General features: G+C 71.0%; 12 protein-coding genes and 1 tRNA gene. 3 read left to right on the plus strand and 10 right to left on the minus strand.

Annotated features, from left to right (window positions below; genetic code table 11):
* The 3 genes from QM568_RS03060 to QM568_RS03070 all read right to left on the minus strand — a co-directional run.
* On the minus strand, positions 1 to 854 hold an 854-nt coding region (locus QM568_RS03060; RefSeq protein ID WP_415135698.1), incomplete at its 3' end, for a type II secretion system F family protein.
* A complete protein-coding gene (locus tag QM568_RS03065; protein WP_415135700.1) occupies positions 851 to 1,708 on the minus strand; it encodes a type II secretion system F family protein in 858 nt (285 codons plus the stop codon). The genes QM568_RS03065 and QM568_RS03060, both read right to left, overlap by 4 nt.
* Positions 1,705 to 2,883 carry a CpaF family protein gene (locus QM568_RS03070; RefSeq protein ID WP_415135702.1) on the minus strand — a complete coding sequence of 393 codons (1,179 nt, stop codon included), beginning with the start codon at positions 2,881 to 2,883 and terminating at the stop codon, positions 1,705 to 1,707. Before QM568_RS03070 ends, QM568_RS03065 begins: the two co-directional genes overlap by 4 nt.
* Before the next feature lie 111 nt (positions 2,884 to 2,994).
* Here QM568_RS03070 and QM568_RS03075 point away from each other — a divergent pair.
* A tRNA-Leu gene (locus tag QM568_RS03075) sits at positions 2,995 to 3,076 on the plus strand.
* A 40-nt stretch (positions 3,077 to 3,116) separates the two neighbouring features.
* Positions 3,117 to 3,890, plus strand: a complete 774-nt coding sequence (locus tag QM568_RS03080) for a DedA family protein (RefSeq protein ID WP_415135704.1) — start codon at positions 3,117 to 3,119, stop codon at positions 3,888 to 3,890.
* Between the two features lie 48 nt (positions 3,891 to 3,938).
* Here the strand turns inward: QM568_RS03080 and QM568_RS03085 are convergent, their stop codons facing one another.
* The 4 genes from QM568_RS03085 to murI form a co-directional block, all read right to left on the minus strand.
* Positions 3,939 to 4,859 (minus strand): cation diffusion facilitator family transporter, encoded by a 921-nt coding sequence (locus QM568_RS03085; protein WP_415135706.1) that lies wholly within the window; start codon positions 4,857 to 4,859, stop codon positions 3,939 to 3,941.
* 78 nt (positions 4,860 to 4,937) lie between these two features.
* Positions 4,938 to 5,531: an RdgB/HAM1 family non-canonical purine NTP pyrophosphatase gene (rdgB, locus tag QM568_RS03090; protein WP_415135708.1), complete on the minus strand. Its 594-nt coding sequence runs from the start codon at positions 5,529 to 5,531 to the stop codon at positions 4,938 to 4,940.
* The gene (rph, locus tag QM568_RS03095) at positions 5,531 to 6,265 is read right to left on the minus strand and encodes a ribonuclease PH (RefSeq protein ID WP_415135710.1); all 735 of its coding nucleotides are present in this window, start codon (positions 6,263 to 6,265) and stop codon (positions 5,531 to 5,533) included. Before rph ends, rdgB begins: the two co-directional genes overlap by 1 nt.
* A gap of 16 nt (positions 6,266 to 6,281) precedes the next feature.
* A complete protein-coding gene (murI, locus tag QM568_RS03100) occupies positions 6,282 to 7,118 on the minus strand; it encodes a glutamate racemase (RefSeq protein WP_415135712.1) in 837 nt (278 codons plus the stop codon).
* A 64-nt stretch (positions 7,119 to 7,182) separates the two neighbouring features.
* On the opposite strand from murI, the gene QM568_RS03105 reads away from it, so the two are divergent.
* Positions 7,183 to 8,508: a nicotinate phosphoribosyltransferase gene (locus tag QM568_RS03105; RefSeq protein ID WP_415135714.1), complete on the plus strand. Its 1,326-nt coding sequence runs from the start codon at positions 7,183 to 7,185 to the stop codon at positions 8,506 to 8,508.
* Between the two features lie 11 nt (positions 8,509 to 8,519).
* On the opposite strand, the gene QM568_RS03110 is transcribed toward QM568_RS03105, so the two are convergent.
* Genes QM568_RS03110 through QM568_RS03120 form a run of 3 tightly spaced genes read right to left on the minus strand, consistent with a single transcriptional unit; the run spans position 8,520 to position 11,796 of the window.
* A complete protein-coding gene (locus tag QM568_RS03110; RefSeq protein ID WP_415135716.1) occupies positions 8,520 to 8,786 on the minus strand; it encodes a DUF3039 domain-containing protein in 267 nt (88 codons plus the stop codon).
* A 41-nt stretch (positions 8,787 to 8,827) separates the two neighbouring features.
* The gene (locus QM568_RS03115; protein WP_415135718.1) at positions 8,828 to 10,393 is read right to left on the minus strand and encodes a hypothetical protein; all 1,566 of its coding nucleotides are present in this window, start codon (positions 10,391 to 10,393) and stop codon (positions 8,828 to 8,830) included.
* Complete coding sequence (locus QM568_RS03120; protein ID WP_415135720.1) at positions 10,369 to 11,796, minus strand: ABC transporter ATP-binding protein; 1,428 nt, start codon at positions 11,794 to 11,796, stop codon at positions 10,369 to 10,371. The genes QM568_RS03115 and QM568_RS03120 overlap by 25 nt, the downstream gene beginning before the upstream one ends.
* Positions 11,797 to 11,840: the final 44 nt, after the last annotated feature.

The raw sequence follows: 11,840 nt of genomic DNA on the forward strand, positions 1-11,840 counted from the left end.
AGGAGCATGAGGATCTCCTTGCGCCCGGCCTGCTCGATGAGCGTTCGTTTGGCGTCTTCGCGGGCGTCGGAGGCCTGCGCGTGCAGGACTCCCGCCAGCGGTGCGCCGTGCTCGAGGGCGGCGATCACCTGGTCGACCGCTCGCGACAGGCCCGGCAGCTGCAGCCGGCGCGTCATCTCCGACAGCGCCTCGGCCAGCGGTGAGCCGGTGCCGACCGCGAGCACCACCCGCCTCAGCTCGCCCGTGAGCTCTCCGGAGCCGATCGCCGCCACGCGGCGCAGTGCGTCGAGGAAGCCCTCGCCGGCCGACAGGCACAGGGCGAGGAACTCCAGAGTCGTCGGCAGCTCGTCGGTGAGCCGATCTCGGCGCGCCTTCGCCCGTGCGGTGAGCTGCATGTCGTAGCCGATCGCGACCACGGCGCCGAACACCAGCGGCAGCAGCGCCACCGGCGCCGTCATGCGTCCGGCCAGCACGAGGGCGATGAGCGCGAGCGCCCCGGCGCCGGTCCCCGCCAGCGCCCAGCCCAGCTGCCGTCCGCGGAAGGCGGCGGGCTCGAGCGCGATCCCGGCCTGCGAGAGACGCTGCCGGAGCGCCTCGCCGCCGCCCAGCATCCGCTCGAATCCACCGCGCGCCCTCTCCCACGCAGAGCGACCGGTGATCGGCAGAGCGCCGACGTGGACAAGAGCGGATGCCGGCAGCCGGTCGTCGTCGACGACGTCGCGCACATACGGGGCGATGCGCACGGGCAGCGACGCCGCACGCCACCGGGGCAGGGCCGCGAGGACGCACAGTACGCCCGCGGCGAAGGCACCGCCGGCGAGCACCGAGAAGGCGACGGCGGAGTACGCGTTCATCCGAACCACCGCCCCGGCTCCGAGAGCCGCCCGATGCGGATCATCACGCGGTAGGCGATCACCGAGACGGCAGCTCCCGCGCAGACGACCACGACGCCCTCCGGGGTGCCGTACGCCTCTGCGCCTTCCGGTCGCATCACGAGGAGCCCGAGGATCACCCAGGGGGCGACGGCGCCGAGCACGGCTGCACCTCTGATCCAGGACTGGCGCGCCTCGACCTCGGCGCGCAGCGCGGCATCGGCCCTGACCGATGACGACAGCGCCCTCAGCACGCCGGTGAGCTCGGTGCCGCCGACCTGACGGGCCATGCGCAGCGTCTCGATGATGCGATCCGCGATCGGATCGGCGAGCGTGCTCTTGAGCCGGTCGAGGCTCGAGTCGAAGCGACCGGTCGCGCTCAGGTCGCGTGCGAAGGCGGCGAAGGCGGGCCGGAGGGTGTGCGGGGCGGACTCGGCGAGCGCCGCGACGGCGTCGGGGAGCGAGAGGCCGACCCGGATCGCGGCGATGAGCAGGTCGCAGACGTCTGGCCAGAGCTGCCTGCGGGCCTTGCGCAGCCGCAGCCGCCGGGACTGGAGGAAGAGCACCGGCGCCCACCCTCCAGCGATGGCCGCGAGCGCGGCGAGCGCGGGGAGCCCGGTGACGAGCCACACCGCCGAGGCGGCGACGAGGGCTGCGGCGAGCATCGCGCTGATCACGGCGCGCGCGGTGAGCGCGGGATAGCCGGCCTCGTCGATGAGGCGGGACAGCCGGCCAGCCCGTACGGGGGCCGTCGGGCGTTCGCGCCGCGGCCACATCCACGGCGCCAGGCACAGCAGCACCCCGGCGGCGAGCATCGCACCGAGCAGCACGGTCATCCGCCGACCCCCAGCCGCTGCAGGTCCGCACGTGTGAGGTGGGCGCCGTGCTGGTAGACCGTTCGCGTGATGATGCGCCCGTCGACGACCTCCCCCGTCGGCGCGACGACCTCGCTGATGCGGCGCACGCCGGCCCCGTCCCGTGCGCAGTGCACGACGAGGTCCACCGACCCCGCCAGCGCCGGCGCCACGAACGAGCGGTCGATGTTGCGACCGGCCAGCAGCGGCAGCAGCGACAGCTTGTCGAGGGCCTCGACCGCCGAGTTCGCGTGCACCGTCGCGGCCCCTGGCACACCTGTGTTCAGCGCGAGAACGAGATCGAGGGCCTCGGCGTCGCGCACCTCTCCGACGACCAGCCGATCGGGCCGCATGCGCAGCGCCTCCTTCACCAGGCGCCGCAGGGTGATCTCCCCCGTGCCCTCCAGGCTCGCCTGCCGGCCCTGCAGGGCGACGAGGTCTGGACCGTCGACGGCGAGCTCGAAGGTCTCCTCGACCGTGATGATGCGCTGACTGTCGGCGCACGCGTGCAGCAGCGCGCCCAGCAGCGTGGTCTTGCCCGCGTGCGTGGCGCCCGAGACGATGACGCTCCTGCCCTCGCGCATCGCCTGCCGGAGCATGACGGCGAGCCCTTCGGGCATCGCCCCCTGCGCGGTGAGCGCGTCGAGGGTGCGGTGCACCGTCAAGAACTTCCTGATGTTCACGGCCCAGCCACCCCGCACCACGTCGGCGATCGCCACGTGCAGCCGCGACCCGTCCGGCAGCGACGCATCGACGAAGGGCTGGCTGATGTCGACGCGGCGACCGGTGGTCTGCAGCATCCGCTCGACGAGATCGCGCAGCTGCCCCTCGGTGATGCGCAGATCGATGCGCTGGGCGACGCCCCCGCGGGCGATGAAGACCCGGTCGGCGCCATTGAGCCAGATCTCCTCGATCGACGGATCGTCCAGCAGCGGCTGCAGCACGCCGAAGCCGCTCACCGCGGCGAGCACGTCGCGCACGCACCCGAGCTCGTCGTCGATCATGGACGCGCCGCGGGACAGCGCCGCGTCGTTGAAGCGCCGCACCTCGGCGAGCGCGATGCGGCGAGCGCCCTCCGGGTCGACCGAGGGATCGGCGCCCTCGGCGCGCAGCCGCGACCGCACGCGCTCCGCGACGACGACCTGGGGATGGCTCATCCGAGCATCATCGCAAGAATCGCGGATCGGCCTCGAAAGTTATCCACAGGCCCGATTCGGGCAGATGCACAGGAAGGCCACCCAACCCGATCAGTAGACTGACAGCACCGCGCGGGAGTGGTGGAATTGGCAGACACGCAGGATTTAGGTTCCTGTGCCCCAGGGCGTGTGGGTTCAAGTCCCACCTTCCGCACCGAGTTCGACCGCCGCGCACTTCACTACGACGGGACACCATGCATTCCACCGCCCTCCTCCCCTGGCTCGACCCCGAGACGATCATCGGCGCGGCCGGCCCATGGGCGCTGCTGGTGGTGTGCTTCATCGTCTTCGCCGAGACCGGGCTCCTCGTCGGGTTCCTGCTGCCCGGCGACACGCTGCTGGTGATCTCCGGACTGCTGTCGCACCCCCTGGGCGCCTCGGAGCACGGCGTCTTCGGCATCAGCGTGTGGCTCGTCGCGCTACTGATCGGCCTGTCGGCCTTCGTCGGCGGCGAGGTGGGGTACCTCATCGGCCACAAGGGCGGCCCTGCCGTGTTCGAGCGCAAGGAATCCGGCCTCTTCAGCAAGAAGAACGTGGAGCGCACGAACGCGTTCTTCGAGCGCTTCGGCGGCATCACGGTGATCCTGGCCCGCTTCGTCCCGATCGTGCGCACGTTCGCTCCCGTCGCCGCCGGTGTGGGGCACATGCCGTGGCGTCGTTACACGCTGTACAACCTCATCGGGGCGGTGCTCTGGGGCTTCGGCCTGACGATGTTCGGCTACGTGATCGGCTTCATCCCGCCGGTCGCCTGGTTCGTCAAGGAGTACATCGATCTGATCCTGCTCGCCGCCGTCGGCGGCACGGCGCTGGTCACCCTGTGGCACTATCTCTCCGAGCGCCACAAGGCGAAGAAGGAGGCCGCGGCCGGCGCCGACGTCGTGACGGATGCCGGTGAGGCGCAGGCCCTGACCCTCGACGCCGAGGTCTTCGACCGCGCACCCGACTTCGACCCAGACGGCACGCGCTGACGCGATCAGCCCCTTCGCCTCGCGCAGGGCGAGTCGAAGGGCGCGCGTTCAAGCGTGATGCGGCTCGCAGTCCGAGGCCTCGGCCGGTTCGATCTGGAAGGTCGAGTGCTCGACGTCGAAGTGCTGGGCGAGGCACGCCTGCATCTGCCCGAGCAGCGCCGCCGAACGACCATCTGCCAGCACCTCGGGTGACACCAGCACATGGGCTGTGAACACCGGGGCCCCGCGGGTGAGCTGCCAGACGTGCACGTCGTGCACGCCCACCACGCCCTCGTAGCCCAGCAGGTGCGCGCGGATATCGCCGATCGCGGTGCCCTGCGGGGCGGACTCCGAGAGCACCGAGAACACCTCGCGCAGCAGCGACACGGCCCGCGGGACGATCATCACCGCGATGAACAGCGAGGCGATGGCATCCGCCGGCATCCATCCCGTCGTGACGATGACGACGGCGGCGACGATCACCATCGCCGAGCCGATGAGGTCGCCCATCACCTCGAGATACGCGCCGCGCACGTTGATGCTCGTGCGCTGCGCGCGGCTGAGCAGCCACATCGACACCGCGTTCGCGACGAGGCCGATCGCGGCAACGACGAGCATGAGGGGGCCGGCGACCTCGACATCGCCGGGCACGACCAGCCGTCCGATCGCCTCAATGCCGACCCAGCCGGCGAGCACGATGAGGATCACGGCGTTGATGAGCGCGCCGAACACCTCGGCGCGCTGATAGCCGAACGTGCGCCGGTCATCGGCCGGGCGCGAGGCGACCGCCGCCGCGATCAGCGCGATGACGAGCGCCGATGCGTCGGTGAACATGTGCGCGGCGTCGGCGAGCAACGCGAGCGACCCGGTGAGGATCGCCCCGACGACCTGCACGATCATGACCGTCGCCGTGAGGCACAGCGAGATCGTCAGCAGGCGCCGATGGCCGGCCGAGCGGATGCCGCCCGACGCGGGTGCATGATCGTGCATGCCACAAGGCTAGACCGGGAATCGGCCGGTCGAGGGCGGTTTCGCCTAGTCGGGAAGGGTAACGATTCTCAGTAGCGGCTACAGGCTCGCCAGCAGCGGCACGAGCGCCGTGAAGGCGCGGGCGCGGTGCGACTGGGACTGCTTCTGCGCATCGGTGAAATCGCCCACCGTGCGCTCCTCGCCCTCCGGTTGACCGTCGGGGATGAAGATCGGGTCGTACCCGAAGCCCCCGCCGCCCGATGGCGCATGCGCGAGGCGGCCCGGCCACTCGCCGACGACGACGTGCTCGGCGCCCTCGGGGGTGACCAGGGCGATCGTCGAGGTGAAGTGGGCCGTGCGGTGCGGGTCGGCGATGTCGTGCAGCTGGTCGAGCAGCAGCTCGAGGTTCGCGGCGGCGTCCTTCTTCTGCCCCGCCCAGTAGGCGGAGAAGACCCCGGGAGAACCGCCCAGCACGTCGACGCAGATGCCGGAATCGTCGGCGAGCGCGGCGAGACCCGTGTGCGCCGCCGCCGCGCGCGCCTTGATGAGCGCGTTCTCGGCGAACGTCACGCCGTCCTCGACCGGCTCGGGTCCGTCGTAGCCGACGACCTCGAGGTCGGGGCGCGCCTGCGCCACGATCTGCTGGAACTCCGCGACCTTGTGCGGGTTGTGCGTGGCGAGGACGACCTTCATCAGCCCTCGAGCGCCTTCAACTGCAGTGCCTTGAGGTCGGCGCAGCCGGCGACGCCGAGATCGAGCAGCGCGTCGAGCTCGCGCTTGTCGAAGGGGGCGCCCTCCGCCGTGCCCTGCACCTCGACGAAGAGTCCGCGCCCGGTGACGACGACGTTCATGTCGGTCTCGGCGCGCACGTCCTCGACATATGCCAGATCGAGCATGGGCTCGCCGTCGATGATGCCCACGGAGACGGCGGCGACGGTGTCGATGAGCGGCGTCGAGTTCTTGCCGATGAACTTCTTCTGCCTGCCCCACTCGATCGCGTCGGCGAGTGCGACGTAGGCGCCGGTGATCGCGGCGGTGCGCGTGCCGCCGTCGGCCTGCAGCACATCGCAGTCGATCACGATCGTGTTCTCGCCGAGCGCCTTCGTGTCGACGACGGCGCGCAGCGCACGGCCGATGAGCCGCGAGATCTCGTGCGTGCGTCCCCCGATGCGGCCCTTCACGCTCTCGCGATCGTTGCGGCTGTTCGTGGCCCGAGGCAGCATCGCGTACTCGGCGGTGACCCAGCCCTTGCCCTTGCCGGTGAGCCAGCGCGGCACCCCGTTCGTGAACGACGCGGTGCACAGCACCTTGGTGCCGCCGAAGCTGATCAGTGCCGAGCCCTCGGCGTGGGCGCTCCAGCCGCGCTCGATCGTGACCTCGCGGAGCTGGTCGGTGGCGCGGCCGTCGGCGCGGACGATGGTGGACATGCGGTTCCTCCTGGGATCAGAGCGATTCGATGACGGATGCCGGCAGGTCGATGACCCCGGTGTGCACGAGCTGCACATCGCGCACCTCGTGCCCCATCAGACGGTTGGCGAGCGCGGTGAACTCGTCGGCCGATTCTCCGGTGGCCTCGTAGACGTAGGACGCGACGGCGTCCGGCGAGGCGAGCTGGTCCGCACGGACGAGCTGGCGGTACACGTCACCGGCGGTCTCGTCGTCGCTGGACACGAGGCTCACACCCTCGCCCATCACGTAGCCGATCGCACCCCGCAGAAACGGGTAGTGCGTGCAGCCGAGCACGAGGGTGTCCACGGCGGCCTCCCGGAGGGGCGCGAGGTACTCCTCGGCCACGGAGAGCACCTCGGGGGTGCCTGTGACGCCCGACTCGACGAACTCGACGAAGCGGGGGCAGGCCGCGGTGAACACCTCGAGCCGCTCGTTCACCTCGAGCATGTCCTGGTATGCGCGGGAGCCGATCGTGCCGACGGTGCCGATGACGCCGATGCGGCCGTTGCGGGTGGTGGAGACGGCACGGCGCACCGCCGGGCCGATCACCTCGACGACGGGGACGTCGTAGCGCTCGCGCGCGTCGCGGAGCATGGCGGAGGATGCCGTGTTGCAGGCGATCACGAGCATCTTCACGCCCTGGTCGACGAGGGTGTCGAGCACCTCGAGGCCGTAGCGGCGGACGTCGGCGATCGGCTTCGGACCGTAGGGCGAATGCGCCGTGTCACCGATGTAGACGAAGGACTCCCGGGGCAGCTGGGCGCGGATGGCCCTGGCCACCGTGAGCCCGCCGACTCCGGAGTCGAAGATTCCGATCGGGGCGTCGTTCATCGCTCCCAGCCTACCGGCGACCGCCCACCGCTGTGGCCCGCGGGCGGCTCACTAAGCTGATCGCATGACGACGTCGACGGCGCTTCTCACCGACCGCTACGAACTGACCATGCTCGCCGCCGCTCTCCGCGACGGCACGGCCGCCCGTCCGAGCGTGTTCGAGCTGTTCTCGCGCCGGCTCTCCGGCGGCCGCCGGTTCGGCGTCGTCGCCGGCACCGGGCGGCTGCTGTCGCTGGTGCGCGATTTCCGCTTCGGCGAGGACGAGCTGCGCTTCCTGCGCGACAACGGTATCGTCGACGCCGCCTCCCTCGCCCACCTCGAGGATTACCGCTTCACGGGATCGATCCGCGGCTACCGCGAGGGCGAGCTCTATTTCCCCGGCTCCCCCATTCTCACGGTCGAGGGCACCTTCGCCGACGCCGTCGTGCTCGAGACGCTGGCGCTCAGCGTCCTCAACCACGACTCCGCCGTCGCGACGGCCGCGTCTCGCATGAGCATCGCCGCCGGCGAGCGGCCGCTCGCCGAGATGGGCTCGCGCCGAGCCGCCGAGCGCTCGGCCGTCGCCGCCGCGCGAGCCGCCTACATCGCGGGCTTCGGGGCAACGAGCAACCTCGAGGCAGGCCGCACCTGGGGCATCCCCACCATGGGCACCGCCGCGCACGCCTGGACCCTCCTGCACGACACCGAGGAGGACGCCTTCCGGGCCCAGATCGACAGTCTCGGCACCGACACGACGCTCCTCGTCGACACCTACGACATCCGTCAGGGCGTGGAGGCGGCGATCCGCGTCGCCGGCACCGGCCTCGGCGGCGTGCGGATCGATTCGGGGGACCTCCCCATCGTCGCCGCCGAGGTGCGCGCGCAACTCGACGAGCTCGGCGCGACCGGTACGAGGATCACCGTCACCAGCGACCTCGACGAGTACGCGATCGCCGCCCTCGCCGCCTCCCCCGTCGACGCCTACGGAGTAGGGACCTCGGTCGTCACCGGCTCGGGGTATCCCACCGCGAGCATGGTCTACAAGCTCGTCGCCAGGCAGAGCCCGGCTGGCGAATGGATCGCGGTGGCGAAAGCATCCGCCGACAAGGCCTCGCACGGCGGGCGCAAGGCCGCCTTCCGCACCATCGCCGACGGCGTCGCCGTCGCCGAGACAGTGGTCGTCTCCGACGGCTTCGAAGAGCTCGACACCCCGACGGAGCACCCCGATGGCCGTCCGCTGCAGGTGACCTTCGTCGAGGAGGGCGTGTTCGACGACGCATACGAGGGCATCGAAGGCACCGCATCCGCTCGGGCGCACCATCTGAAAGTGCGCGAGGAACTACCGGTGCGAGCGCTCGCGCTCAGCAAGTCGGACCCGGCGATCCCGACCGTGTATGTCGACGCCCGGTAGAACCCTCCCGGTCAGCCGACCATCGATTCGTAGATCTCCTTGCAGGTCGGGCAGATCGGGAACTTCTCCGGATCCCGGCCCGGCGTCCACTTCTTGCCGCACAGCGCCCTGACGGGCTTGCCGGTGATCGCGGACTCGAGGATCTTGTCCTTCTTCACGTAGTGCGAGAAGCGCTCGTGGTCACCCGGCTCGATCTGCTCCTCACGGAGGAGTTCTTCCAGTTCGCGATCAAGCGTTGCCACGCCGCCCTGATCGGGGCTGTCCAGCGGAGTACTCATTCCGCGAGTCTATCCCTGCCCGGTACCGCGCGGGCCACCGATCAGGAGCTCTCCACGAACTCCATCAGGCGCTCTCCGCCGCGTTCGAAGGCGCGTCCCCCGACGACCGACCCGGCTGCGAGCACGACCGCTCCGATCGCGAGCCCCACCCACAGCGTCGCCGGGGCGTACTGATCGCCCGCTGCGATCGTCAGCACGAAGAGCCAGATCGTCGGCACGCTCAGCGCGATCGCCCCCAGCAGAGCGGATGCCGGGCCGTACGCACCGCGCGAAGTGGGGCGCTGCGGCTGCTGGAACGGGCTGTCGCCTGGTCGGGAGACCGCGTAGGGGGCGAGCACCGAGACGACGCTCGAGATGCCGAGGGCCGACAGCAGAAGACTCGCCGCGAGGCCGGTCAGCGGCAGCAGCATCCGCCAATCGCCGATCCACAGCATCGTGAGCGGCACGGCGACGGCGAGCACGGGGACGGCGACCAGGAGCACGGGGACCAGCCGCCCGAGCCGGTCGAAGAGACCGCTGACGCCGCTGGCGACATGCGTCCACAGCGCCGTCGAGTCGTAGGCGACGTCGTTGTGCGGCAGCCATCCGAAGAAGAGTGCCATGACGGGGACGGGGACGAGCGCGGCGATCTCCAACGGCACGCCGGCGACGAGCAGCGGCAGCGCGCTGAGCACACCGGCCACGGGCACGACGAGGATGTTCACGAGGTAGCGGCGATCCCGGAACCAGTAGACGAGGCTCCGCGCCGCGATGGCGCCGAACGCGTTCGACGGCATCAGCCCGAACCACCCCAGCCCCGTGCGCTCGCGCGACGACGAGGGACGCTGCGTCGTCGTCAGCAGCCGCTTCACGAGGATGCTCCAGACGGCGGCGCACACCCCGGCCGTGACGAGCGCGATCACCCCGCTCGCCCACGCGCCGGCAGTGTCGCCGGCGGCGACGTCGAAGAGGAACCCGACAGGCGCGGCCAGCGGGGTGACGCCAACGGTGCCCGTCAGCGACGACACCGTCGGCGGCACCTGGCCGTCCCACCGCATCGAGGCGAAGAAGACCGCGACGGGGAAGGCGATCACGATCACGGCCAGCGCGAACAGCGAGGTCAGCTCGCGCGAACGCCGCTCCGGCAGCACGAGGGCGTTGATCGCCATGCCGATGCGGGCGGTGAGCACGGTGATCAGCACGCCGAGGGCCGTCATCGGGACCGCCGCGTACCACGGGGCGCCGAGGCGGATCGCGACGGCGCACACGCACACGTTGACGGCGATGACGGCGAAGCTCGGCACGCTCACGAGCGCGGCGACCGCCAGCACCCAGGGCATGCGGTTCTCATCGACGCCGAAGACCGCGAATCGTCGCGGGTCGAGCTGGTCGACGGCCCCGACGAGGATCGGCCCGATGAGGAAGCCGAGCAGGATCGCAGCACTGCCGAGCACGACGACCGTGCGCGCGACATCGCCGGGGACCGCTTCCAGGCTCAGCACCGCGGCGCAGACGACGGCGGTGACGACGGCGACGACGACGAGAGTGCCGATCGTGCGGGCGCGGCGTTGGCCGCGCAGAGCACCGATCAGCAGCGCCGTCCTCAGTCGGAGAACGTGTGCAACCATTCGAGCCCCTCGACCTCGCCGTTGGCGCCGGACAGCTCGACGAATCGCGACTCCAGCGTCTGCCCTGCCCGTACCTCATCGATCGTGCCCTCGGCGAGCACGTTCCCGTCGACGATGATCGCCACCCGGGTGCACACCCGCTCCACGAGATCCATGCCGTGGCTGGAGAGCACCACGGTGCCGCCGTGCGCGACGTACGCACGGAGGATGTCGAGGATCACCGCGGACGACACGGGGTCCACCGCTTCGAAGGGCTCGTCGAGCACCAGCACCCTCGGCGAGTGGATCATCGCACCGGCGAGCATGACCTTCTTCGTCATGCCGGCGGAGTAGTCGGAGACCACGCGTCCGAGCGCGTCGCCGAGGTCGAAGGCGCGGGCGAGATCGCCGACGCGCTTCTCGATCACGTCGGCCGCGAGTCCGCGCAGCAGACCGTAGTAGAACAGCAACTGGCGGCCGGTGAGCCGGTCGAAGGTCCGCAGCCGATCGGGCAGCACGCCCATCGCGCGCTTCGCGGCGAGGGGGCGCTCGGCCTGATCGATCCCGCTCACGACGATCCGACCGCCGTCCGCGCGCAGCAGACCCGCGATGATCGACAGCGTCGTCGTCTTGCCTGCGCCGTTGGGGCCGACGATCCCGTAGAAGGTCCCCGCCGGCACGGTGAGGTCGATGCCGTTCACCGCGACGTGGTCGCCGAACGTCTTCACCAGCCCGCGGATGCGGATCGCCTCTGCCCTGCCGTCCTCGGCTGCCGGTTCCGGTTCGCCGGCGCGGGCGGGCGGGATCTCCTCGTCCTCCGACACGGACCCGATCGATGCGGCCCCGAGCGCCTCGTCGACGATGTCGTCTTCGGCGGCCTCTTCCTCCGCGGCCGTCTCGTCGACCTCCTCCGCTTCGTCGACGGACGGCACCTCGTCGACGAGCTCCGTCTTGTCGACGATGTCCGTCTCATCGGCGGTCTCCGTCTCATCGGCGGCGGACACCTCATCGATCGACTCCACCTCATCGATCGCCGACGCCTGCTCATCGGAAGACTCGACTTCCTCCGCCGCAGACGCCGCTTCCTCCGCGGAAGAGGCTTCCTCGGCCACGGCGGTGTCATCCACTGCGGATGCCTGTTCCTCGGCCGCCTTCTCGGCTGCCGCCTTCTTCGCCGCTGCTCTCGCCGCCGAGAGCGCGGCCGTCGTCTTGGCCGCGTTGCGCTGGGCGCTCGTGCTGCGGGCGCTGCTCTTCGCAGCGGCCGCGCGCTCCGCCGCCTTCTTGGCCGCCGCGGCTCTGGCTGCGGACTTCGCCGCCGTCTGCTTCGCCCCGGCCGAGGCGCCGACCGCGTTCGATTTCACCGCCGCCGCGCGGGCGGCGGCCGGCGGACGCTTCGGTGCGGGCGGGCGTGCGGGCTCCGTCACGGCTTCGGCGATCGCCGCGGCGCTCTGCGCCGCCGTCCGTGCCG

It is taken from the genome of Microbacterium sp. (assembly GCF_047607465.1).
GTDB lineage: Bacteria > Actinomycetota > Actinomycetes > Actinomycetales > Microbacteriaceae > Microbacterium.